This window comes from Micromonospora sp. BQ32 (assembly GCF_059358895.1).
The window spans coordinates 278,364-302,630 of sequence record NZ_JCADBI010000001.1; the positions used below are offsets into that span (position 1 = coordinate 278,364).

Annotated in this window: 20 protein-coding genes; 14 read left to right on the forward strand and 6 right to left on the reverse strand. The window is 70.9% G+C overall.

Annotation, left to right across the window (positions count from 1 at the left end):
• Window positions 1-234 precede the first annotated feature (234 nt).
• Window positions 235-4,659, forward strand: a complete 4,425-nt coding sequence (locus AC5L30_RS01150) for a S8 family serine peptidase (protein WP_494864595.1) — start codon at window positions 235-237, stop codon at window positions 4,657-4,659.
• 73 nt (window positions 4,660-4,732) lie between these two features.
• On the opposite strand, the gene AC5L30_RS01155 is transcribed toward AC5L30_RS01150, so the two are convergent.
• Entirely contained in the window at window positions 4,733-5,239 is a 507-nt protein-coding gene (locus AC5L30_RS01155; RefSeq protein WP_494864597.1) for a winged helix-turn-helix domain-containing protein, read from the reverse strand.
• A gap of 270 nt (window positions 5,240-5,509) precedes the next feature.
• On the opposite strand from AC5L30_RS01155, the gene AC5L30_RS01160 reads away from it, so the two are divergent.
• Genes AC5L30_RS01160 through AC5L30_RS01175 form a run of 4 tightly spaced genes read left to right on the forward strand, consistent with a single transcriptional unit; the run spans window position 5,510 to window position 9,159 of the window.
• A complete protein-coding gene (locus AC5L30_RS01160) occupies window positions 5,510-6,484 on the forward strand; it encodes a phosphatase PAP2 family protein (RefSeq protein ID WP_494864599.1) in 975 nt (324 codons plus the stop codon).
• A 19-nt stretch (window positions 6,485-6,503) separates the two neighbouring features.
• Window positions 6,504-7,196, forward strand: a complete 693-nt coding sequence (locus AC5L30_RS01165) for a response regulator (protein WP_494864600.1) — start codon at window positions 6,504-6,506, stop codon at window positions 7,194-7,196.
• The gene (locus AC5L30_RS01170; protein ID WP_494864602.1) at window positions 7,193-8,653 is read left to right on the forward strand and encodes an ATP-binding protein; all 1,461 of its coding nucleotides are present in this window, start codon (window positions 7,193-7,195) and stop codon (window positions 8,651-8,653) included. Before AC5L30_RS01165 ends, AC5L30_RS01170 begins: the two co-directional genes overlap by 4 nt.
• The gene (locus AC5L30_RS01175; protein ID WP_494864603.1) at window positions 8,650-9,159 is read left to right on the forward strand and encodes a hypothetical protein; all 510 of its coding nucleotides are present in this window, start codon (window positions 8,650-8,652) and stop codon (window positions 9,157-9,159) included. The genes AC5L30_RS01170 and AC5L30_RS01175 overlap by 4 nt, the downstream gene beginning before the upstream one ends.
• A gap of 16 nt (window positions 9,160-9,175) precedes the next feature.
• On the opposite strand, the gene AC5L30_RS01180 is transcribed toward AC5L30_RS01175, so the two are convergent.
• From AC5L30_RS01180 to AC5L30_RS01190, 3 genes are read right to left on the reverse strand one after another with little or no spacing between them, the layout of a single operon-like run.
• Window positions 9,176-10,198, reverse strand: coding sequence for a D-alanine--D-alanine ligase family protein (locus AC5L30_RS01180; RefSeq protein WP_494864604.1), 1,023 nt, complete (start codon window positions 10,196-10,198; stop codon window positions 9,176-9,178).
• Window positions 10,195-11,337 carry an alanine racemase gene (gene alr, locus AC5L30_RS01185; protein ID WP_494864605.1) on the reverse strand — a complete coding sequence of 381 codons (1,143 nt, stop codon included), beginning with the start codon at window positions 11,335-11,337 and terminating at the stop codon, window positions 10,195-10,197. The genes AC5L30_RS01180 and alr overlap by 4 nt, the downstream gene beginning before the upstream one ends.
• Window positions 11,334-12,479 (reverse strand): acyltransferase family protein, encoded by a 1,146-nt coding sequence (locus tag AC5L30_RS01190; protein WP_494864607.1) that lies wholly within the window; start codon window positions 12,477-12,479, stop codon window positions 11,334-11,336. Before AC5L30_RS01190 ends, alr begins: the two co-directional genes overlap by 4 nt.
• A gap of 147 nt (window positions 12,480-12,626) precedes the next feature.
• Here AC5L30_RS01190 and AC5L30_RS01195 point away from each other — a divergent pair, with 147 nt between their 5' ends.
• Entirely contained in the window at window positions 12,627-13,499 is an 873-nt protein-coding gene (locus tag AC5L30_RS01195) for an LLM class F420-dependent oxidoreductase (RefSeq protein ID WP_494864608.1), read from the forward strand.
• Window positions 13,500-13,523: 24 nt separating this feature from the next.
• On the opposite strand, the gene AC5L30_RS01200 is transcribed toward AC5L30_RS01195, so the two are convergent.
• Window positions 13,524-14,114, reverse strand: a complete 591-nt coding sequence (locus AC5L30_RS01200; RefSeq protein WP_494864609.1) for a Pycsar system effector family protein — start codon at window positions 14,112-14,114, stop codon at window positions 13,524-13,526.
• 121 nt (window positions 14,115-14,235) lie between these two features.
• Complete coding sequence (locus AC5L30_RS01205; RefSeq protein WP_494864610.1) at window positions 14,236-16,497, reverse strand: catalase; 2,262 nt, start codon at window positions 16,495-16,497, stop codon at window positions 14,236-14,238.
• A gap of 184 nt (window positions 16,498-16,681) precedes the next feature.
• Between AC5L30_RS01205 and AC5L30_RS01210 the strand changes: the two genes are divergently transcribed.
• The 8 genes from AC5L30_RS01210 (at window position 16,682) to AC5L30_RS01245 (ending at window position 24,231) form a co-directional block, all read left to right on the forward strand.
• Window positions 16,682-17,581 carry an alpha/beta hydrolase family protein gene (locus AC5L30_RS01210; RefSeq protein WP_494864611.1) on the forward strand — a complete coding sequence of 300 codons (900 nt, stop codon included), beginning with the start codon at window positions 16,682-16,684 and terminating at the stop codon, window positions 17,579-17,581.
• A 136-nt stretch (window positions 17,582-17,717) separates the two neighbouring features.
• Complete coding sequence (locus tag AC5L30_RS01215; protein WP_494864612.1) at window positions 17,718-18,506, forward strand: ABC transporter ATP-binding protein; 789 nt, start codon at window positions 17,718-17,720, stop codon at window positions 18,504-18,506.
• Complete coding sequence (locus AC5L30_RS01220) at window positions 18,503-19,225, forward strand: ABC transporter ATP-binding protein (protein ID WP_494864614.1); 723 nt, start codon at window positions 18,503-18,505, stop codon at window positions 19,223-19,225. The genes AC5L30_RS01215 and AC5L30_RS01220 overlap by 4 nt, the downstream gene beginning before the upstream one ends.
• Window positions 19,226-19,255: 30 nt before the next feature.
• Window positions 19,256-20,134 carry a branched-chain amino acid ABC transporter permease gene (locus AC5L30_RS01225; RefSeq protein WP_494864616.1) on the forward strand — a complete coding sequence of 293 codons (879 nt, stop codon included), beginning with the start codon at window positions 19,256-19,258 and terminating at the stop codon, window positions 20,132-20,134.
• Window positions 20,131-21,243 carry a branched-chain amino acid ABC transporter permease gene (locus tag AC5L30_RS01230; protein ID WP_494864618.1) on the forward strand — a complete coding sequence of 371 codons (1,113 nt, stop codon included), beginning with the start codon at window positions 20,131-20,133 and terminating at the stop codon, window positions 21,241-21,243. Before AC5L30_RS01225 ends, AC5L30_RS01230 begins: the two co-directional genes overlap by 4 nt.
• Window positions 21,244-21,325: 82 nt before the next feature.
• Window positions 21,326-22,612 carry an ABC transporter substrate-binding protein gene (locus tag AC5L30_RS01235; protein WP_494864620.1) on the forward strand — a complete coding sequence of 429 codons (1,287 nt, stop codon included), beginning with the start codon at window positions 21,326-21,328 and terminating at the stop codon, window positions 22,610-22,612.
• A 145-nt stretch (window positions 22,613-22,757) separates the two neighbouring features.
• Window positions 22,758-23,525 carry an SDR family oxidoreductase gene (locus AC5L30_RS01240; RefSeq protein ID WP_494864622.1) on the forward strand — a complete coding sequence of 256 codons (768 nt, stop codon included), beginning with the start codon at window positions 22,758-22,760 and terminating at the stop codon, window positions 23,523-23,525.
• A 94-nt stretch (window positions 23,526-23,619) separates the two neighbouring features.
• Window positions 23,620-24,231 (forward strand): TetR/AcrR family transcriptional regulator, encoded by a 612-nt coding sequence (locus AC5L30_RS01245; RefSeq protein ID WP_494864624.1) that lies wholly within the window; start codon window positions 23,620-23,622, stop codon window positions 24,229-24,231.
• Window positions 24,232-24,267 lie beyond the last annotated feature (36 nt).

Consider the following 24,267-nt stretch of genomic DNA (forward strand, 5'->3'; position numbering starts at 1 on the left):
CGGGGGGATCGATGGGCATCCCTGCCCAGCTCTCGTCACGGTCCTGACAATGATTGGCAAGCGCGCCGCCAGCCAGGGCAACTCTTAGCGACAAGTTGCTCACGGCAAGTTCTTGATCGTCCGTTCTTCTCGATCATAGTGTCCACTCGGGCAACCGGCGTGACCCGCGCGGTGCATGGGGAGGTCCACCATGGCCCATTTACACCCTGGGTCGTTCTGAGGGAGGCAGCACCGATGTTCAGACGTCCACAATGGCGGCGCGCGGCCAGATCACTGGTGAGCGCCGGCGCGGCGACGATCCTCGCCGCGACATGCTTGGCCACTATCAGCTCGGGCGCGCAGGCCGCGCCGGGCGGTGCGATGGGGGCGGGCGCCCCGACCGGGGACAAGATCCGACCGGAGCTCGCCAAGCAGCTCCAGGCCAAGAGTGAAGGGGACTTCTGGATCCGGTTCAAGGACCGGGCGGACCTCAGCAAGGCCAGCGCCATCAAGGACTGGTCGAAGCGCGGGACCGCGGTGGCGGACGCGCTGCGCAAGACCGCCGCGGCGAGCCAGGGCAAGATCCGGGCTGACCTCGACAGCTCGGGCACGAAGTACCAGACCTTCTGGGCCACCAACGCCATCAAGGTGAACAGCGGTTCGCTGGCGATGGCGCAGAAGTTCGCCGGGCACTCGGAGGTCGAGGGCCTCTACGCCCCGGTCGCGTACAAGGTGCCGGAGACGACCAAGGGCAGCGACGAGAAGACCGTGAACGCCCTGGAATGGGGCATCGCCAACATCAACGCCGACGACGTCTGGTCCCAGTACGGCGTCAAGGGCGAGGGCATCACCATCGCGAACATCGACACCGGGGTGCAGTTCAACCACCCGGCGCTGGTGAACTCCTACCGGGGCAACAACGGTGACGGGACGTTCGACCACCACTACAACTGGTTCAACGCCGCCGCCGCCACCGGCGCCTGTGCCACCGCCCCCTGCGACGGCGACGGCCACGGTACGCACACGATGGGCACCATGGCCGGCTCCGACGGCGCGAACCAGATCGGTGTCGCCCCCGGGGTCAAGTGGATCGCGGCGAACGGTTGCTGCCCCAGTGACGCCGCTCTGGTCGAATCCGGTCAGTGGATGCTCGAGCCGCTGGACCTCAACGGTCAGAACGCGGACGCGAGCAAGCGACCGAACATCATCAACAACTCGTGGGGCACCCAGGACCCGTCCAACGAGCCGTTCATGGAGGACGTGACGAACGCCTGGGCCGCGTCCGGGATCTTCGGCACCTGGTCCAACGGCAACAGCGGACCGGCCTGCCAGACCAGTGGCTCGCCGGGCAGCCTCGCCAGCAACTACTCGACCGGCGCGTACGACGTCAACAACAACGTCGCCGGCTTCTCCGCCCGTGGCGCCGGTCCGAACGGCGAGATCAAGCCCAACATCTCGGCACCGGGCGTGAACGTCCGGTCGAGCATCCCGGGCAGCGCGTACGGCAGCATCAGCGGCACCTCGATGGCGGCACCCCACCTCGCGGGCGCGATCGCGCTGCTGTACTCGGCGGCGCCGTCGCTGGTCGGAGACGTGAACGCGACCCGCACGCTGCTCAACGGCGCCGCGATCGACAAGGCCGACGACCAGTGTGGCGGCACCGCCGCCGACAACAACGTCTACGGCGAAGGCCGACTGGACGCCCTCGCGTTGCTCAACGCCGCCCCGACCGGTGACATCGGCACGCTGGTCGGCACGGTCACCGACGCGACCTCCGGCGCCCCGATCGCGGGCGCGACCCTGACGCTCACCGGCCCGTCCGCGCGCGAGCTGACCACCGGTGCCGACGGCAAGTTCTCGACCCAGCTCCCCATCGGCGACTACCAGGTCGCCGTCGCGGCGTTCGGGTACGGCAGCACCACCAGGACGGCAACGGTCGCCAAGGGCGCGACCACGACGCTCAACGTCGCCCTCACGTCGGTGCCGAGCGTGAACGTCACCGGAGCGGTCACCGACGGCTCCGGCCACGGCTGGCCGTTGTACGCGAAGGTGACCGTGACGGGCGTGTCCGGCGTCTACGACTACACCACCCCGTCGAACGGCCGTTACAGCATCACGCTGCCGGCCGGGCAGACGTACACCCTGAGGTACGAGTCGCAGTACCCGGGCTACCAGACCGTCACCAAGCAGGTCGTGGTCGGTTCGGGCAACGCCACCGCCAACGTCGCCGTGCCGGTGGACAGCACCGTCTGCACCACCGCGCCCGGATACACGACCGGCTCCGACGGTGAGTACGAGACCTTCGACGCCCCGACCACGCCGGCCGGCTGGACCGTCGTGGACGACGCGGGCAGCGGTCAGGTGTGGAAGTTCACCGACGACGGCGACCGGGGCAACCTGACCGGCGGCAGCGGCAACTTCGCGATGATCGACAGCGACGCCTACGGGGCGGGCACCAGCCAGGACACCTCCCTGGTCAGCCCGGTGGTCGACCTGACCAGCGTCACGGCCCCGGTCATCCGGTTCAACCAGGACTTCAACCAGCTCAACGACGACACCGCCGACGTCGACCTGAGCATCGACGGCGGTGCCACCTGGACCAACGTCCTCCGCCAGGAGACCGACGTCCGGGGACCGAAGCTGACCGAGATCGCGATCCCACAGGCGGCCGGTCAGGCGCAGGTGCAGGTCCGGTTCCGCTACTACGACGCCTCGTACGAGTGGTGGTGGGAGGTCGACAACGTCCTGATCGGCAGCCAGGTCACCTGCGTGCCGGTCGACGGCGGTCTGGTCGTCGGCAACGTCCGCGACAAGAACGACGACAGCTACGTCAACGGCGCGACCGTCACCAGCAAGGACCGGCCCGCCGAGAAGGCCGTCACCGTGGCGACCCCGGACGACCCGGGGCTGGCCGACGGCTTCTACTGGATCTACTCGTCGCTGACCGGCGAGCACCCGTTCACGGCGACCGCCGGCAACTACGTCAGCCAGACCAAGCAGGTCGACGTCGAGGCCGACTGGGCGACCACCGCGAACTTCCAGCTCGCGGCCGGCCGACTGTCGGTGACGCCGACGGAGCTGAGCGCGACGCTCCAGATGCCCAACGGCAAGACCAGCAAGTCGTTCACGGTGACCAACACCGGCGGCGCGCTGGTCGAGGTCAAGTTCGGTGAGCGGGACAACGGATTCGAACTCCTGCGGGCGGACGGCTCCAAGGTCACCCGGCAGCAGGTGCTCGGCTCCGGCGGCGCGCCGGAGCAGCGGCTCACCGTACCGACGTCGTTCGCCGCCAAGGCGTCCGGCAAGGAGGCCAACGCCGCTGCCGCGGCGGCCGGCCCGCAGGCGGCGCCGTGGACCGACATCGCCAACTACCCGGCCACGATCATGGACAACCGGGTGGTGAACCTGGACGGCAAGGTGTACTCGCTCGGTGGCGGCGACGGTGAGGCGTCCACCACCAAGAACTACGCCTACGACCCGGCCGCGCAGACCTGGACGGCGATCGCCGACCTTCCCGGCGCGCGCAACGCCCTGACCGCGGGCGTGGTGAATGGCAAGATCATCGTCACTGGTGGCTGGGGCGACGCCGGCCCGGACGCCGCCACCTGGTCGTACGACCCGGGGGCCAACACCTGGACGGAGCTGGCCGACAACCCGGCACCGCGGGCCGCGGCCGGTCAGGCCGTCGTCGACGGCAAGCTGTACGCGGTCGGTGGCTGCACGACCGCGGCCTGCCTGCCGATGTCGAACAGCGTGGTCCGGTACGACCCGAGCAGTGACACCTGGGAGCCGATGGCCAACTACCCGAAGTCGGTGGCCTTCGCCTCCTGCGGCGGGATCGACGGCGTCCTCTACTGCACCGGCGGCAACGACGGTTCCGCCGCGCAGAAGTCCAGCTACGCATTCGACCCCGGCGCCAACACGTGGACCGCCATCGCCGACGCGCCGACCGACAACTGGGCCAGCTCGTACGCCGTCGCCAGCGGCAAGCTCCTCGTCGTCGGTGGTTCGCAGGGTGGGGCCATCAGCAACGCCGGCTTCGCCTTCGACCCGGCCGCCGGTTCCTGGTCCAACCTGCCGAACTCCAACACCGCGCGGTACCGCGGTGGCGCGGCCTGCGGCTTCTACAAGATCGGCGGCTCGTCCGGCAGCTTCAACGCGGCTCCGGACAGCGAGGTGCTCCCGGGCTTCGAGGGATGCTCCGAGTCGGCGGCCGACGTCAGCTGGATGACCATCGACAAGTCGGCGGCCACCCTCGCACCGGGTGCGAAGGTCACGGTCACCGTCGGTCTGACGGCGAACGTGGACCAGCCGGGCACCTACTCCGGCGCGGTCGCGATCTCCGAGAACACCCCGTACTCGGTGGCACCGGTCGCGGTGACCATGACCGCGAACCCCCCGAAGACCTGGGGCAAGCTCATGGGTACGGTCACCGGCACCAGCTGCCAGGGTGCGACCTCGCCGCTCACCGGCGCGGTCGTGCAGGTCGACTCATGGGCGGCGTCGTACACCTTCGCCACCGATGCCGAGGGCAAGTACGCCTACTGGGTGGACCGCCGCAACAACCCGCTCACCATGATCGTGGCCAAGGACGGCTGGAAGCCGCAGACCCGTCAGACGAGGATCGACACCGCCACTCCCACGGTGGAGAACTTCGGGTTGGCCCCGATCAGGTGCTGACGCCTGAGCGCTAGCCGAACGAATCCGGCCCGCCTGGTCTGCGACCAGGCGGGCCGGACCATGCCCGGGGTGATCAGACGGGGGCGAGCCGGAAGCCGACGCCGCGCACCGAGTGGATCGTCGCCGCGGCGTTGAGCCGGGCGAGCTTGCCGCGCACCCGGCGGACCACCGAGTGCATGTCGGAACCTCGGCCGAGGTGCCGGTTGCCCCAGACCTCAAGGTGCAGGCGCTCGTAGGTCCAGACCTGCCCGGGCGCGTGCACCAGGCAGAGCAGGACATCGTGCTCCAACCGGGTCAGGTCGATCTCCTGGTCGCGCCACCGCAGCACCCGGCGGTCGGAGTCGACGGCCAGATCCGGTGGCGGTGGCTGAGGGCTCGGCGGCGCCTCGGCGAGCGCTGCCATGGTCGGGGGAGCCGGGACGGGTGGTGCCTCGACCACCCCGAGGAACTCTCGTGCCTGGTCGACGGTCGAGACGATCAGAAAGGCGTCACTGCCGCCGAGCAGCCGGGCCAGATGTCGCCGCTCGGCCGGCGAGGATGCGATGCCGATGACCAGGCTGGCCACGGGAATTCCCTGCATTTCCCCCACACCTTCCGGTTCCCCAACTCACTCCGGATGGATTTTTCGCACCGCCGACCGAAACATCGATCAGCGTCCTGACCCTAGTGGTGGCTGATCTCGGCTGGGTAAAACATCGTTGCATGTAAGCACGTGAATCCCACCGCACCGTCCAGGCTTACCCGGCCCCACCGCCGACGATCCGCTTTTCCGGAACCGGTGGGGGTGTTGTGACAGAACCAAGACAATTCGAGGACGGGGTACGGACCTGCCGGGGCGAGCATGGTCGCCATGTCCATCGGATCGTTGTACTCCGTCGGGCCGCCGACGCCCGGTCCGGCGCGACCGCTGCCCCACGCCCGCGCGGCGGTGCCGTTGGGGCTTCGGCTGTTCGCGGCGGCGCTGTGCGGTCTGTTCGCCCTGACCCTCACCGCCGCCGTCTTCGTGCGGACGTACCCCGGGCAGTGGCTGGACGGGGTGCTCCTGCCGCGCGTCGAGCGGGGCGGCGGGTACGAGCAGCAGACCGTGCTGGTGGGCCCGGCCAAGATGGTGCTGGCCACCTTCGGCAGGCCGACCCTCATCGCGGCCCTGCTCGGCGTGCTGCTGCTGGTGGGTGTGCTCCGCCGGCGGCTGGTGGCCGGGGTCGCCGGCGTGGGCATGGTCGTCTGCGCGGTGCTGGTGGCCGGTGCGGTGAAGTCGGCGTTGCCCCGCCCGGATCTGCAGATCGAGAGTTCCACCACCCACAACAGCTTCCCCAGCGGTCATGTCGCGGCGGCGACCGCCCTGCTGCTGGCGTTCATGCTGGTCCTGCCAGGGTGGGCCCGACGGTGGCTGGCGGTGCCGGGCGCGGCGGGGGTGTCGGTGATCGCCTCGGCCACGATGATCGCGGGCTGGCACCGGTTCAGCGACGTGCTCGGTGGCGTACTGCTGGGGGTGACCCTGTTCTGCCTGACCGCGGCCGCGTTGGCGGCTTGGCCCGGCGATCGCGCCGCAGCCGGCGGGTCGGACGGCGGCAGCCTCGGGCGCAGGCTGGCCGAGGCGGGAGCCGGGCTGGTCGTGCTGGTCTGGGCGCTGGTGGTGGTCGTGCCCGGTCTGGCCGCGTCGGTGCAGCGCGGGTTGCTGGTCGCCATCGTGGCCGTGGCCGCATCGACGATGTTCCTGGTGGGCGCGGTGGTGTTCCTGGTGCGTTCGACGGACTTCGCGGTGCCGCTCTCCGCGCGGAGCTCCGCGCAGCCGCCGCCGTCGACCGGAACCCGAAATATCTGATGATGGGATACTTGACGACATGTCCCAGGTGCTGTTGATCGAAGACCACCAGACGGTGCGCGACGGGCTGCAGTTGGCGCTCACCCGCCAGGGCCACACCGTGCACGCCGTGGGGACCGGTGAACAGGGGTTGGAGCGGCTGCGCACCACCCCGTCCGACGTCGTGGTCCTCGATCTCATGCTGCCCGGGATGGACGGTTTCGAGGTCTGCCGCCGGATTCGGCAGCTCGGGGACCTGCCGATCATCATGCTCACGGCCCGCAACGACGACATGGACGTGGTGGCGGGCCTGGAGGCCGGCGCCGACGACTACGTGGTCAAGCCCGTGCAGGCCCGGGTCCTCGAGGCGCGCATCCGCGCGGTGCTGCGACGGACCGGTGGCGAATCGCGGCGCGGCGGTGACCGGGCCGGCCTGGAGCAACACGGTGCGTTGAGCATCGACCGGGCCGCGCTGGTGGTCAGCAAGGACGGAACGCCGGTCAGCCTCGCCCCGACGGAGCTGCGGCTGCTGCTCGAACTCTCGCACACGCCAGGTCAGGTGCTCAGCCGCCAGCAACTGCTGGAGGCCGTGTGGGAGCACGGGTATCTCGGCGACTCGCGACTCGTGGACGCGTGCGTCCAGCGGGTACGCGCCAAGATCGAGGCCGATTCGTCGGCACCGGTCTTCATCCAGACCGTACGTGGTTTCGGATACCGGTTCGGGCCGCTGTGACGTTCTGGCGCTCGGTCGCCGCCCAGGTCTCGGGCCTGCGGGTCCGGCTGCTCCTGGCGTTCGCGTTGCTGGGGGTCACCACCACGGCCGTCGTGGCCAGCGGCAGCTACTTCCAGGCCCGGACCGTCATCCTCCAACAGGCGCAGGACGCTGCGGTGATGTCGCTGACCGACCAGCTCACGAAGGTCTACCCGGTCGCCCAGCTTCCGCCGACCCAGGACGACCTCGAACTGCTGGCTCAGCGCCTCAGCGACCGGGAAAGCTTCGCCGTGGTCGTCTACCGGGACATGCAGGCACAGGGCGGCGGCGCAGTCGCCGACCCGCTCACCCCCGAACTGCGGCAGGAGGTCCGTGACGGTCGCATCGCCTGGCAACGGGTCTCACTCGCCGGAGAGCCCGCGCTGCTCATCGGTACCCAGCTGGCGCTCGACCGCCCGGACGGCACATCCCGCCCGTCCGGGTTGGAGGTCTACTCGGTGCGCGATCTCGTGCCGGAGCAGCAGAGCATCGACCGGCTCGCCACCAGGGCGTGGCTGACCGGTGGGTTGTCCCTGGTCCTCGCCGTCCTGCTGGCCCTGCTGTCCGCCCGCGGAGTCCTGCGACCCGTGCGCGACCTGGGCCGGGCGGCGCGCCGCCTCGGTGAGGGTGACCTGACCACCCGGCTGACGGTCCGGGGCGTCGACGAGCTGGCCGATGTGGCGCGGACCTTCAACGACACCGCGGGCACGCTGGAACGGCAGGTCGGTGAGCTGCGGCGGATGGAATCCGACGCCCGCCGCTTCGTGGCCGACGTCTCGCACGAACTCCGTACGCCGTTGGCCGCGATGACGGCGGTCACCGACGTGCTCGACGAGGAGGCGGAACACCTGCCGGGGGACGCGGGCCGGGCCGCCCGGCTGGTCAGCCAGGAGACGCAGAACCTCACCCAACTGGTCAACGACCTCATCGAGATCAGCAGGTTCGACTCCGGCACCGCGCGGCTCGCCCTGGACGACGTGGACGTGGCCGCGGCGGTGACCGCGACCCTGCGGATCCGCGGCTGGCTGGACCGGGTGTCAACGGAGCTACCACCCGGCGTGGTGGCCCGACTCGACCCCCGCCGGCTGGACGTCATCGTCGCCAACCTGGTCGGCAACGCTTTCCGGCACGGCGTCGAGCCGGTGTCGGTGCGTGTGAGCGCCGACCCGGACTGGGTCACCATCGAGGTGGCCGACCAGGGGCCCGGACTGGACCCGGAGGTGTTGCCGCACGTCTTCGACCGCTTCTACAAGGCCGACACCGCGCGGACCCGCTCCGAGGGCAGTGGCCTCGGCCTCGCCATCTCCTGGGAGAACGCGCGGCTACACCGCCACGACGATCGACGGGGGGCTCTCGTCGCCGGCAACGGTCCGGGTGGCGGCGCGGTCTTCACGCTCCGGCTGCCCCGCGAGACGACGGACGCCGGAGGTGCCCGGTGACCGGCCGGCGGACCACCCGCGCGCTGGTCGCCGGCGGACTGCTGCTCGGCACGCTGCTGGCAGCGGGTTGTGGGGTACGGCCGAGCGCCGTCATCACCGGTCGTCCCGCGGTCAGCGGCCCAGCGCAGGGCGTCGGGCTCTACCTGGTCGCGCAGGGCGAACTCGTGCTGGTCCTCCGCCCCGTGAACGCAGGTGCCTCACCGAGCGAGGCGCTTGCCCTGCTCGCCGCCGGCCCCGAGCAGAACGAACGCAGCCAGGGTCTGACCAGCGAGGTGCCAGCCGGGTTGATCCCGGTCGTCGAGGTGACGCCCGGAGCCGGTCAATCCGGTGGCCTCACGGTGCGAATGACCGGCACGGCGCGACAGTTGTCGCCGAGGGCGACCGACCAGATCATCTGCACGGCGGCCGACGCAGCCGCCCAGGCTGGCCTGGTGGCGAGTTCGGCCCCGGTCACCATCGTCGCGTCCGACGGTGCCCAACCAGCCCGCCGGTGTCCCTCCGGGTGACCGGGCGCCGACCGCCTCACACCAGGTCGACCGCTCGTTCCTGCCGGGGCAACCCGCTGTGACGAACCCGATCCTGGTCGGCCAGCGCGCCGGCGATCAGGATGTCGATCAGTGCGGCGAACCCGATGCCGGCCTGCTGCCAGATCTGCGGGAACTGTGACGCGGCGGTGAAACCGGGGAACGTGTTGACCTCGTTCACGATGGGCTCGGACGACCCCTCGGTGGGTAGGAAGAAGTCGACCCGCAGCAGCCCGCGGCAGTCGAGGGCCTGGAAGGCGCGGATCGCGCGGTCCTGAAGCACCTCGGTGGTCGCCGCGTCGAGCGGGGCGGGAATCTGGAAGATCGCCCCGCCGTCGTACTTCGCGTCGTAGTCGAAGAAGCCGGCACCGGTCACCCGGATCTCCAGCGGCGGGCCGGCCTGCACCCGACCGTCCGGATGCTGGAGGACGGCCACGTCGATCTCGCGCCCCCGTGCCCCCTGCTCGAGGAGCACCTTCGGGTCGACCTGGCGGGCCTGCTCCAGCGCGGCGGGAACCCCCGCCCACTCGTTCACCTTGACGACGCCCAGACTCGACCCGGCCCGGGCCGGCTTGACGAAGACAGGCAGCTCCAGCCGGCCCTGGTCAGCCGGCGACAGATCCTCGCCGGGGCGCAGCGTCACCCCCGGGCTGACCCGCAGACCCTCCGCCGCGAGGAGTCGCTTGGTGACCCCCTTGTCCATGCCGGCGGCACTGGCGAACACACCGTTGCCGACGTACGGCACGCCCAGCCACTCCAGCAGCGACGCCACGGTGCCGTCCTCGCCGTACGGGCCGTGCAGAGCCGGGAACACCACATCCTGGGCGCGCAGGACGCGCAACGCCGCAGGAAGTGGCGTCGGTCGGCCGCCGACATGCCACCCGCCGTCACGGTCGATGAGCACCTCGGTGACCTGGTACCGCTCATGGTCCAGGTGGGCGAGGATGCTCGCCGCCGAGCGGCAGGACACCTCGTGCTCGCCGCTCTGCCCGCCGTACAGCACTGCCAGTCGGGTTGTCATGAATTCCGTGCCCTTCCGTGGAGGTGCTCGCGGGCCACCCGGGCCCCGATGCCGGTCAAGATCTCGTGTGGGTTGGTGTCGGCCCAACGGGCCCACTCGACGACCGTCGGAGGGCTCTGGTCGCCCTCTGCCGGGCCGAACACCACGACCGGGTCGCCGACCGTCACGGGAAGATCCCCGGCGTCGACCACGCACTGGTCCATGGCGATGCGCCCGACGATCGGGCGGCGCCGACCGGCGAGCCACACCGAGGCCCGACCACCCGCCGCCCGGGGCAGCCCGTCGGCGTAGCCGAGCGGCAGCAGCGCCAGCGTGGTCGGCGCGCCGGTCACGTGCTCGGGCCCGTAGGAGACACCCGTGCCGGCCGGCACCCGCTTGACGTTGACCACGCTCGTTCGCAGGGTCATCGCGGGGTGCAGCCCGAACTCGCCCGGACCGCTCGCGCCGAACGGGTCCACGCCGTAGAGGGCGATCCCGATCCGGCAGAGGTCGAAGCGGGTCTGTGGTGCGGAGAGCGCGGCCGCCGAGTTGGCCAGGTGGACCAGATCGGGGTCGAGACCAGCGGATCGTGCGATCCGCAACGCTTCCTCGAAGATCGCCACCTGCCGGGTGAGCGCGGGGGCGCCGGGCAGGTCGGCGTCGGCGAGGTGGGACCACACCCCGCGCACCCGAATCCCGCCCTCCCGCTCGTACTTGCGGGCCCAACCGACCAACTCGGGCCAGTCGTCCCCGGCGGCCCCGTTGCGGGACAACCCGGTGTCCGCCTTGAGCTGCACCGTCGCCGGTACGCCGAGCAGACGGGCCGCGTCGGCGACGGCGTGCAGGTGCGTCGTCGTGGACACGCCGATGTCGACGCCACCCTTGATCAACATACCGAAGTCGTCATCCGGGCCGTGCAGCCAGCTCAACGTGGGCGCGGTCACACCCGCTTCGCGAAGGGCCAGCGCCTCCGCCGTCGAGGTCACCCCCAACCAGGCGGCGCCGGCGCGGAGCGCGGCCCGGGCCACCTGCACGGCGCCGTGGCCGAACCCGTCGGCCTTCACCACGGCCATCAGCCCGGTGCCGGTGACCGACGCGATCGTCCGCACGTTGCTGGCGATCGCGTCCAGGTCGACCCGGGCTTCGGCGAGGGCGCTCATCCGGCCGCCTCCACCCGGCGCCCGCCGGGGAGCGCGAACAGCCAGCCCGCGCGAACCGCCAGCAACCCGCGGTGGACGGCCAGGCTCAGGCCGATCACCAACCCGCTCAGCAGAATCGGATAACCGAGCACGATCAGGCCCTGAGCAGACCCACCCAGCCCGGAAACCGGTACCAGCAACAGCCGGTGCAGTAGGGCCAGAACCGGCATGTGGATGACGTAGATCGGCAGGGTGATGCGGCCGAGCCTAGCCAGCGGTTCGCTGAGCGCCGACCACCGGACCAGCCGTGCAGCTGCGGTTATGCCGAAGATCACTGCCACCACGGAGACCGCCGGCCATACCCCGAACCACTGTTGGGCACCGGTCGCCGCCATCGCGGCGAGCGCCACGACATAGGCGCCCGAGGTCAGCAACAGCCGGCGGCGGCTGGCGGTGGCGGCCCACCGCTGGATCTGCGGCCGCAGGTACAGACCGGCGAGGAAGAAGGCCAGGTTCTGGTAGAGACCGGCGCGGTTGCCCGGGGTGTCGAGCAGGCCGGCGGCGGCGACGGCGGACAACGCGGCGGCCGGGACCAGGACCAGCGCCCGGGGCACCCGACGGGTTGCCTTGGCGATCGTGAAATACAGCGCCAGGGCGTACAGGTACCAGAGGTTGGACGGCGTGACGGTGAGCTGCTCCAGCAGGCCGAACGCCGAGGTGGCGCGGTCGGTCGGCAGTTCCGGCGCGGCGGCGAGGACCACGGTGTGGATCAGCAGCCAGACGGCGTACAGGTAGAGGAACCCGGCGATCCGGCTGCGGGTGACCACCCGCCACGGCCGCTGGGCGGCGTTCGCCGCGAAGACGCCCGAGATGGTGAAGAACAGCGGCATCCGCAGCGGAAGGAACTGCTCACCCAGCGTTCCCCAGAGGCCCGGCACCGGTACGCCGACGTGCCAGTCGATCTGGAGGTAGTCCTTCACCACGACGTGCCACAGGACGACGAGGATGATGCAGACGCCCTTCGCGGCATCGGCCCACTGCGCCCGGTGTGATCCGGCGGCGGGGGTGGGTCCGGTCCGTTGGCGGTGGCGGAACCGGACGCGCGTCGCGTCGGGCTCCGTCTCGGCGGGCCGGGGCTCGGTGGGAGACAGCTGTTGGATCACTCACCGAAAGCTGCCAGCCGGATATCCGCACGTGATCCGCGAATTGTCATGATCCGGTAATGGATGCCGCAGGCCCGACTGGCACGCAGTTCCGAGCCACCCCGGCAGACGCCGGGCGACACTAGGCTCGTTGCGGAGGTGCCGAACATGAAGCTCGGGCTGCACTACTGGAACTACTCGACCCCGGCCGACCCGGCCGCGATCGCACCGACCCTGGCGCAGGCGGCGACCACCGCCGAGCAGGCCGGGGTCGCGTCGTTCACGGTGATGGATCACTTCTTCCAGATGGACGCGGTGTTCGCGGCCGAGGAGCCGATGCTGGAGGCGTACACCACGCTGGGGTACGTCGCGGCGACGACTCGGCGGATGACACTGGGCGTGCTGGTCACCGGTGTGATGTACCGCTATCCGGGGTTGCTCGCCAAGACCGTGACGACCCTCGACGTGCTCTCCGGCGGCCGGGCCCGCCTCGGCATCGGTGCCTCCTGGTACGAGCGGGAGCAGCTCGGGCTGGGTGTGCCGGTCGTCCCGGTGGCCGAGCGGTTCGGGCGGTTGGAGGAGACGCTGCGCATCTGCCTTCAGATGTGGAGCGCCGACGACGGCCCGTTCAACGGGAAGCACTACCAGCTCGCCGAGACCATCAACTCGCCGCAGCCGTTGAGCCGCCCGCACCCGCCGATCATGATTGGTGGCGGTGGTGAGAAGAAGACGCTGCTGCTGGTGGCCCGGTATGCCGACGCCTGCAACCTGTTCGGCCGCGGCGGCGTCGACGACGTCGCGCGCAAGCTGGATGTGCTGCGCGGGCACTGCGCCGCCGAGGGCCGCGACTACGACACCATCGAGAAGACGGTGGTCGCCTCCCGGGCGCCGCTGGACGACACCGACGCGTTCCTCGCCGAGGTGTCCGAGTACGCCGCGCTCGGTGTGAGCGAGGTGCAGGTGACGCCGGATCGGCACCCGGTCGAGTTCGCCCAGCGGCTCGGCGACGAGGTGCTGCCCCGGTTGACCGACATCGGCTGATTCCGGGACGTTCACCTACCGATGTCACAAGCCGATGATCGAGAGGACGATCACGGCTCCGATCGAGCAGGCCAGCGTGGCGAAACCGTATTGCAGTCGGCGGGTCGCCCGGCGCAAGAAGCGATATCGATAGTTGAGCGTCTGCAGGACAACCCACAGATTGACGGTGGCCGACATTCGCTCGCCGGACGCGGTTTGCGCTGTGAACGCCGCCTCGAAATCACGAAACGTGGGGGTGGCTTTCAGAGTGTCCGAGTGCAGGTAGAACATGCCGGGCGGGGGGTCTGATCCGTAGATGTCCCGCCAGTGCTTGGCGGCAAGGAGGGCGTTGGTCGCGGCGACAATGGACGTGGCCGCGAGGATCAGTACTCCGAGCGCCGCCACCCCCATGGCGACGACTGTTACCTGGCCTCCGTAGATCTCCTGATTGATGGCGCTCGGGAAGAGGAGAGCGACGCCCCCGATAAGGACGGCGTTGGCGCTGATGACGAAGGAGGCCCGGTTCGCGATGGAGCTGCGAAGCCCGTCATAACGGGTTATGTGCCAGCGAGCTGTCTCGATCAGCCTTCGATTTTCTTCGTCGGAAGGAGGTGCTTCGCGATTCTCCTTGACCATGACTGGATGTTACGAACGCGGCGCAACGTGCAACCATCGTGGATCGTCCAGGCAGCTCACGTCCAGCGATCGAAGGGCTGCCCTCCACGGTGGGAGGACAGCCCTTCGACGATCAGCTCGGTCAGGCGACCGCGGCGGGGAACCGTTCCCACACCCGGTGCGCGGCCATCAACTCCTGCACCGCGGTCAGCGCCTCGGCGCCCGAGCCCGCCGCCACCACGCCCGGGGTGCCGGCGACGCCGGCCTGCTCCAGCACGGTGACACCGGCGCCCCAGGCGCCGATCGCCTTGGCGTGCCGCCAGCACTCCTCGACGAGCAGCAGCACGCGCGGGTCCACGGTCGCCGGGTCCGGCGTGCCCGCCTTGGCGTCGCGGGCGGGCAGGGCATCCGGTGCGGGTGTCGGTGCTCCGGCCAGCAGGACGGCGTCGAACTCGACCGACCGGCCGGTGGCGAAGGTGCGCTGCACCGGCAGGTCGCCCACCATGCCGCCGTGCGGGGCGATCAGCAGCGGCACCATGCCGGCGCCGAAGACGGCCCGGCGGACCTCGTCGACGCCGTCCAGGTCGCCGTCGGGGTCGACGACGATCCCGACCATGCGGCCGTCGCTCGGCCACTCCCGACCGACCTGCGACAGCGCCGGGCTGGGTGTGACGTCGGCGAGCGGCACGGTCGGCTGCGGCGCGGGCAGACCCAGGCCGGTGGCGACCTGCTCGCACAGCACCGGGTCGATGTTGGCGAGGCTCCGCAGCTGACGCTCCTTGATCGCCTGGTGGTAGCACTTGCCCAGCTCGAAGGTGTACGCCCGGATGATGTGCTCCTTCTCGACCGGCGACATGCTCAGCCAGAACAGGCGGACCTGGCTGTAGTGGTCGTCGAACGAGGCCGGGTTCGCGCGTACCTTCGGTGCCTGGGCGACCGTGACCGGCACGTCGACGAAGGCGTGCTCGGCGTCGCCTGCGGGGAACGGGTTGCCACCGTCGAGCGAGTTCGGCCGGTACGGCGCGACGCCCGCGTGCACGGCGTGCTGGTGGAAGCCGTCGCGCAGCATGTCGTTCACGGCGGCGTGCGGGCGGTTGATCGGGATCTGCGCGAAGTTCGGCCCGCCCAGCCGGGTGAGTTGGGTGTCGAGGTACGAGAAGAGCCGGCCCTGCAACAGCGGGTCGTTCGTGACGTCGATGCCCGGGGGCAGGTGACCAAGGTGGAAGGCGACCTGTTCGGTCTCGGCGAAGAAGTTCGTCGGCGTCCGGTTGAGCACCAGCCGCCCGATGGGCTGCACCTCGGCCAACTCCTCCGGCACGATCTTCGTCGGGTCCAGCAGGTCGATGCCGGCGAAGGTCTCCTCGGGAGTGTCCGGGAAGACCTGGATGCCCAGCTCCCACTCGGGGTAAGCGCCGGCCTCGATCGCGTCGTAGAGGTCGCGGCGGTGGAAGTCCGGGTCGATGCCGCCGAGCAGCTGAGCCTCCTCCCAGGTCAGCGAGTGGACGCCCAGCTTCGGCTTCCAGTGGAACTTGGCCAGCACCGTCTCCCCGGCCTCGTTGACGAGGCGGAAGGTGTGCACGCCGAAGCCCTCCATCGTCCGGTACGAACGCGGAATGCCCCGGTCGGACATGTTCCAGATGGTGTGGTGCTGCGCCTCGGTGTGCAGTGACACGAAGTCCCAGAAGGTGTCGTGGGCGCTCTGCGCCTGCGGAATCTCCCGGTCGGGGTGCGGCTTGCCGGCGTGGATGATGTCCGGAAACTTGATCGCGTCCTGGATGAAGAAGACCGGGATGTTGTTGCCCACCAGGTCGAAGGTGCCCTCGTCGGTGTAGAACTTCGTGGCGAAGCCACGGGTGTCGCGGACGGTGTCGGCCGAGCCCCGCGAACCGAGCACGGTGGAGAACCGGACGAAGACCTCGGTCTCGCGCCCCTTCTTCAGGAAGCCGGCCCTTGTCACCGCCTCGGCGGTGCCGTACGCGGTGAAGACACCGTGCGCGCCGGCGCCCCGGGCGTGCACCACGCGCTCCGGAATGCGTTCGTGGTCGAAGTGCGTGATTTTCTCGCGTAGGTGGTGGTCCTGCAGGAGCACCGGGCCGCGCGGGCCGGCCTTGAGCGAGTGATCGGTGTCGCGCAGCCGCGCCCCGTTGGCGGTCGTGAGGTAGGCGCCCTGCTGACCGTTCGCGGTCGTCGGCGCGCCGGTCTCCGCGCCGGTAGGCGTGCGCGTCTGCGGTGCTCCCTGTTCCGTCTTCGGGGGCAGCGGGCCGTGCGGCGTCGTCGGCTCCTCAAGGGGCGGTGGCGCGCTCCCCGGCGCGCCGGGGACGTCCGGGGTGAGGGCGTCGGCGATCTTTCCTGAGGCGGTCTTCACTGCGTTCTTGACCGCCTCGGCGGGCTTGCTGGAATCCACTGAATGAACCTCTCCATGGCGCGTGTGCGGGCCGGCGTCTGCCCTGCTACCCCTGGTCAGAGGGTCGAAACACGACTCATCTCGGCATCCTGCGCCGGGACTGGTGATTTCGCCGATGCCGGGATCGGCGGAGCAGCCAAAACTGACACACGTCGATATCCCTCGACTTTAGGGAGTGCCCGACGTGTCCTCACCAACCACCACCCGTCCCCGTTCCGTGGCAGCCCGTGCCACCCGGCTCGCGCTGGCCGCCGTCCTGGCCGCCGGCGGCGTCCTGGCCGGATCGTCCGGCGCCGCCCAGGCCGCCGGCCCGTACGAGCGGGGCCCCGCCCCGACCACCGCGATCCTGGAGGCCAGCCGCGGCCCGTTCGCGACGTCCTCGCAGAGCGTGTCCTCGCTGAGCGTCACCGGCTTCGGCGGCGGCGTCATCTACTACCCGACCAGCACCAGCGAGGGCACCTTCGGCGCCATCGCCATCTCGCCCGGCTACACCGCCGCCTGGTCCAGCATCAGCTGGCTCGGACCGCGCATCGCCTCGCACGGCTTCGTGGTGATCGGCATCGAGACCAACAGTCGGCTGGACCAGCCGGACAGCCGGGGCCGGCAGTTGCTCGCCGCGCTGGACTACCTGACCCAGCGCAGCTCGGTGCGCAGCCGGATCGACAGCAGCCGACTCGCGGTGGCCGGCCACTCCATGGGTGGCGGGGGCAGCCTGGAGGCGGCCTCGTCGCGGCCCTCGTTGCAGGCCGCGGTGCCGCTGGCACCGTGGAACACGGACAAGAGCTGGTCCGAGCTGCGGGTGCCGACCCTGATCATCGGTGGTGAGAGCGACAGCGTCGCGCCGGTCGGGTCGCACTCGGTGCCCTTCTACAACAGCATCCCGGCCTCCGCCGAGAAGGCGTACCTGGAGCTGAACGGGGCGAGCCACTTCTTCCCGCAGACCACGAACACGCCGACCGCGCGGCAGATGGTGGCCTGGCTGAAGCGGTTCGTCGACGACGACACCCGCTACGAGCAGTTCCTCTGCCCCGGCCCGAGCGGGTCGCAGATCGAGGAGTACCGCAACACCTGCCCCAGCGCCTGACGGTGGTGTCGGGGCGGTCGCCGCTGGCGGCCGCCCCTTCCACGTGCGCGCAGGAGCATTGAAGGTCTTGACGCCATACCCGAGAAACGTACACTGCGAGTGTAAATAAACACCCGCCACGACAGAGGGATGGGTGATGGAGCGCGGCCTCGAACTGCACCACATCGGCGTCCGTTTCGGCGGCCTCACCGCCCTCGACGACGTCTCCCTGCGGGTGCCACCCAACCGGGTGGTGGGCGTCATCGGGCCCAACGGCGCCGGCAAGACCACGCTCTTCAACGTGATCTGCGGCTTCGTCGCACCGGAGACGGGTTCACTCACCCTCGACGGCCGGCCGCTGCGGCCACGACCGCACCGGCTGACCCGGCTCGGCATCGCCCGGACCCTTCAGGGCACCGGGCTCTTCGCCGGCTTGACCGTGGTGGAGAACGTGATGACCGGCGCTTCGCACACCGCCCGTGCCGGCTTCGTTCCGGCGCTGCTCGGGCTGCCGGCCAGCGACCGCGACGAGCGCCGGCTCCGCGGGGACGCCCTGGCCATCCTCGACGAGCTGGGCATCGCCGAGCACGCCGAGGCCGCGCCGACTACCCTGCCCTTCGCCGTACGCCAGCGGGTCGCCCTGGCCCGCGCCCTCGCCGCCCGGCCCCGGCTGCTCCTGCTCGACGAGCCGGCCGGTGGCCTCGGCGCCGACGACATCGCCGAGCTGGCGGAGCTGATCCGGCAACTGCCCCAGCGGGACACCGACCCCTGTGCCGTGCTCCTGGTCGAGCACCACATGGACCTGGTGATGGCGGTCTGCGACGAGCTCGTGGTGCTCGACTTCGGCCGGGTCATCGCCGCCGGCACCCCGGACGAGATCCGCGACGACCCCGCGGTCACCGACGCGTACCTCGGTGCCACCGTCGAGGAAGAGGTGTCTCCATGAGCGGCACCGACCTGCTCGTCGTGCGAGGGCTGGTCGCCGGTTACGGCGCCGCACCCGTGTTGCGGGCCATCGACCTCACCGTCCCGGCCGGCACCATCGCCGCGGTCGTCGGCGCCAACGGCGCCGGCAAGACCACACTCCTGCGCGCGCTCTCCGGCATGATCCGCCCGGCCGCCGGCCAGGTCCTCCTGGCCGGGGAGGACCTTCGCGGTACGCCCGTGGAGCAGCTCGTCCGACGCGGCATGGCGCACGTTCCGGAGGGCCGGGGTGTGATCAGCGAGCTGACGGTCGACGAGAACCTGCGGCTGGGCGGGTTGTGGCGGCGCGACCGGGCCGACGCCGGGCGGGCCCTCGACGAGGTCTACCAGCTCTTCGAGCCGCTGGCCCGACGCCGCAAGCATCTCGGTCACCAGCTCTCCGGCGGTGAGCGACAGATGCTCGCGCTCGGTCGGGCCCTGGTCGGCCGCCCCCGTCTGCTGCTGCTGGACGAGCCGTCGCTCGGGCTGGCGCCCCGGGTCGTCGCCCGGACCATGGCCCTGCTGCGTCAACTGCGCGACCGCACCGGTCTGACCGTCCTGCTGGTAGAGCAAAACGTGCGCAGCGCGCTCGCCGTCGCCGACCAGGGCGTCGTGATGTCCCTCGGTCGGGTGGTGATCGCCGCCCCGGCGGTGCAGCTGCGCGACGACGTCGACCTGCGCCACGCGTACCTCGGTTTCTGACCACCACCTCGTCCCCCGGAGGGAGGACTGTTGGACCGCTTCGTCTTCCTCACCGTCGACGGCTTGTCCCGGGGCGCGGTGTACGCCGCGTTCGCGCTGGCCCTGGTGCTCATCTGGCGGGCGGCGCGGGTCGTCAACTTCGCCCAGGGGGCGATGGCCGTCGCCGCCGCGTACGTCGCCTACACCGTCAGCGCCGCGACCGGTTCCTACTGGCTGGGCTTCGTGGTCGCGATCGTCGGCGGACTGCTGCTCGGTGCGCTGGTGGACCGGGTGGTGATGCGGCACGTCGATCACGCCTCACCGCTCAACCCGGTGATCGTCGCGCTGGGGCTGGTGCTGCTGATCCAGGCCGTGCTCGGCATGGTGTACGGCAGCGAGTTCCGGCCCGCCGAGGCCCCGTTCAGCCGGTCCGCCCTGACCGTGGGCGGGGTCGCCGTGCTGTCCCCGTACGACCTGTTCGTCTTCGCCACGATCGGGGTGGTGGTCAGCGGCCTGGCCTGGATGTTCGCGCGTACCCCGGTGGGGTTGCGGATGCGGGCGGCGGCCTTCGCTCCGGAGGTCTCCCGGCTGCTCGGGGTCAACGTCGGTGGCATGTTGACCCTCGGCTGGGCGCTCGCCTCCGGGGTGGGCGCGCTGGCCGCCATGCTGGTCCTGCCGACCGAGTTGGGCCTGCACCCGCACGCGATGGACCTGGTGTTCGTCTCGGCGTTCACCGCGGCGGTGGTCGGCGGGCTGGACAGTCCACCGGGGGCGGTGGTCGGCGGCTTGGTGGTGGGGCTGCTGCTCTCCTACGTGAGCGGCTACGCCGGCAGTGACCTCACCCCGCTCGCGGTGCTGGTCCTGCTGCTGGCGGTGCTGCTGGTCCGGCCCGGTGGGCTGTTCGCCCCGGTCGCGGCGAGGCGGGTGTGAGCGCCACGAGGGCGGCCCTGCCGCCGAAACAGCAGCTCGGCGACCCGGGCCGCCGACCGGTCGACCGACGACGCGGCTCCACTTTGCTGCGCCACCTCGCGGTGGTGCTGGCCGCCGGGTTGTTGCTGGTGGCGGTCAGCTACTCCGTCGAGCCGTTCCGCAACTTCCAACTCGCCACCGTGGCGGCCTACCTCTGCGCGACCGCCGGGCTGACCGTCCTCACCGGTCTCAACGGTCAACTGTCGCTCGGGCACGGCGCGTTGATGGCCACCGGGGCGTACACGGTGGCGCTGTGCCAGACCGCGTTCGCCGACCGGGGGATGACCGGCGGCTGGCTGTTGCCGCTCTCGTTGGGCGCGGCGATCGTCAGCACGGTCGTGGTCGGCGCGGTGGTCGGTGTGGCCGCGGCCCGTCTGCGCGGCCCCTACCTGGCCGGGGTCACCCTCGCCGTGGCCGTGGTGGTGCCGGCGCTGGCCGTCACCTTCGACGGCGTCTTCAACGGCGAGCAGGGGTTGTCGGTGCCGGTGGAGCCGCCGCCGCTGTCGCTCGGCGCGTACTTCCCCTACGAGCGGTGGCAGCTCTGGGTCACCGGCGCGGCCACCCTGCTCGCGTTGCTGCTGTTGGCGAACCTGATCCGCAGCCGGTACGGGCGCACCTTCCGCGCGGTCCGCGACGACGAGGTGGCGGCCCGCCTCGCCGGCATCCACGTGGCCCGTACCCAGGTCCTCGCGTTCGTGGTCAGCGCCGCCACCGCGGGGCTCGGCGGCGCGCTGCTGGCGGTGCTCGCGCAGAGCGTGTCGCCCGGGGCGTTCTCGCTGACCCTGTCGCTGTTCCTGCTGATGGCCGTGGTGATCGGTGGCCTGGGTCGCCTGACCGGCGCGCTGTGGGGGGCCGTCCTGCTGGTCGCCCTGCCCGATCTGACCCACTCGGTGACCGAGATGCTCACGCTCTCGCCCGCGGTGGCGCAGCGGCTGGAGGGCAACCTTCCCCTGGCGATCTTCGGACTCACCCTGATCGTCGTCATGATCGCCGCCCCTGGCGGCGTGCAGGGTCTGCTGTCGCGTCTCGGCCGGGCGTTGCTGGCCAGGCGGCCGACCCGGCGTTCCTGAGCTGTCCTCGGTCCGGCCTCGGCCGGGCGCCCCACCACCACACCGTTTCCCGACAACCGGACCGAGAAAGGTCGGTGTTCCCATGCACCGTAAAGCGCAACGCGGCCTCGCGATCGCCAGCACCATTGCTCTGCTCATCACCGCCGCAGCTTGTAGCGGCGACGACGGCCCCGGCTCCGGTGGGGCGTCGGTGCCGGGCGTCACCGACACCGAGATCGTGGTCGGCACCCACATGCCCCTGACCGGGCCGGCCTCGGCCGGCTACTCGAAGATCGCCCCGGCGACGAAGGCGTACTTCGACTACGTCAACGCCAACGGCGGAGTGCACGGCCGGAAGATCACCTACAAGATTATGGACGACGGCTACAACCCGGCGAACACCCAGCAGGTGGTCCGTCAGCTCGTCCTCCAGGACAAGGTCTTCGCCGTCCTCAATGGTCTGGGCACGCCGACGCACACCGGGGTGCTCGACTTCCTCAAGAGCAACCGGGTGCCCGATCTCTTCGTCGCCTCCGGCAGCCGCAGCTGGGACCAGCCGGACAAGTATCCGGGCACGTTCGGGTTCAACCCGGACTACACGGTCGAGGGCAAGATCCTCGCCAACTACGCCAAGGCGAACCTGGCCGGGCAGAAGGTCTGCTTCCTCGGTCAGGACGACGACTTCGGCCGGGACAGCCTGGCCGGCGTGGAGAAGGTGCTCGGCGCGGGGGCCGTGGCGGTCAAGCAGACCTACGTCACCAGCAACACCAACGTGGCGCCGCAGATCGGCGCGTTCAAGGCGGCCGGTTGCCAGGTCGTCGTGCTGGCCACCGTGCCCGGCTTCACCGCGCTCTCCGTCGGCACCGCGGCACGGCTGGGCTTCAAGCCGCAGTGGCTGGTCTCCAACGTCGGCGCCGACCACCCGACCCTGGCCAAGCAGCTCGGCGCGGCCGCGCCATTGCTGGAGGGCATGGTCGGCACCAACTACCTGCCGATGCAGAACGACACCGCGAACCCGTGGATCCAGCTCTTCACGAAGGTCAACAAGGAGCACAACGGGGACGCGCCGTTCGACGGCAACACCGTCTACGGCATGTCCGTCGGCTACCTCTTCGTGCAGGTGCTGCTCGCCGCCGGCAAGGACCTCACCCGGGAGAAGGTGCTGGACGCCGTGCAGAAGGGCGGCTTCCAGGGGCCCGGTCTGGTGCCGCTGCGCTTCTCCGCCACGGACCACTCCGGGTACGGCGGACAGCGGTTGAGCCGGGTGAGCGGGGGAGTGCAGAGCTACTTCGGGCCGGCGTACGAGACGGACGAGGCGGACGGGGCGGTCAACGAGTACACCGCAACCCCGGCCGCGCCTCCGGCGAACGGGGTGCCAACCGTCTCCTGAGACACCGAACATCCGCCGTCCGACCGGGCGTGGTCCCGCGTGACCACGCCCGGTCGGACGGCTGCCCGGGTGCTGCTGGCGCGGCCTGCCGGCCGGTCGCCGGAGGCGTTGACCGATACCGATCGACACTCTTACTATCTGCACTGTGAATGCATATTCGGGCCGACTCGCGGGCCGGGTCGCCATCGTCACCGGTGCCAGTCGGGGTATCGGCCTGGCCATCGCCCAACGCCTCGTCGCCGAGGGCGCGCGGGTGGCTCTGACCGCCCGCCGCCCCGAAGGGCTGGCCGAGGCGGTCACCACCCTGGGCGGCCCGGCACACGCCCTGGCGGTGCCCGGCCGGGCCGACGACCCCGCGCACCGGGCCGCCGCGGTGCGCCAGGTGAGCGCGGCGTTCGGGCCGGTGGACCTGCTGGTCAACAACACCGGCATCAACCCGGTGCACGGCCCGCTGGTCGAGCTGGACCTGGCCGCCGCCCGCAAGATCCTCGACGTGAACGTGGTCGCCGCGCTCGGCTGGGTGCAGGAGGTCTGCGCCGCCGGCATGACCGAGCACGGCGGCTGCGTCGTCAACGTCTCGTCGATCGCCGGGCTCGGCCCGTCGCCCGGCATCGCCTGCTACGGGGTCAGCAAGGCCGCGCTCAACCACCTCACCGCCGGTCTCGCCGTGGAGCTGGGGCCGACGGTCCGGGTCAACGCGGTCGCCCCCGGCGTGGTGAAGACCCGCTTCGCCGCCGCCCTCTACCAGGGGCGGGAGGCCGAGGTCGCCGCACGGTACCCGCTCGGGCGTCTCGGTCTGCCGTCGGACGTGGCGGGCGCGGTCGCCTTCCTGGCCTCCGACGACGCCAGCTGGATCACCGGGCAGACCATCGTCTGCGACGGCGGCGTCTCGCTGACCGGCCGGACCGGATGACGGCGTCGGCGGAGCGTCCGGGACCCCTGATCAACGCCTGTCTAGACTCGGCGGTGCGTCGGGGGACGCCATGGCGGTGAGGGGGCGGGGGCGGATGGACGGGGTCGATGTGGCGGGCCGGGTCGACGGGCGCACCGCCCGCGCCGAGCGGACCCGCGCGGCCATCGTCGAGGCGCACCTCGCGCTCATCTCCGAGGGTGACCTCCGCCCAACCGGGGAACGCATCGCCGAACGGGCCGGCATCTCGCTGCGCACCCTCTGGACCAACTTCAAGGACATGGAGACGCTCTTCGAGGCCAGCGGCGCGGAGGTGCTCCGCCAGCAGGACGCCGCCCACCGGCCGATCTCACCGGGGCTGCCGTTGGCGAAGCGGGTGGACGCGTACTGCCGGCAGCGGGCCCGGCTGCTCCAGCTCATCGCGCCGTCGGCGCGGGCCGCCCAGATGCGTGAGCCGGTCTCCGAGCAACTGCACCGCAACCGTCTCAAGCACATCGAACGGGTCCGCGACGAGGTCGAGGAACTCTTCGCCGTCGAGCTGGCCGAGGCCGGGCCGGGCCGGGAGCAGTTGCTCAACGCACTGGTGGCGGCGAGCACGTGGCAGGCATGGTCGATGCTGCGCTACGGGCTCGAGTTGGGCGTGGACCAGGCCCGCGCGGTGATGTCCCGGACCGTGGGCGCCCTGCTGGCCGAGGTCGCGCCCGACTGATTCCGGGCCGGCCCGATATCGCACCCTCTTTCCATT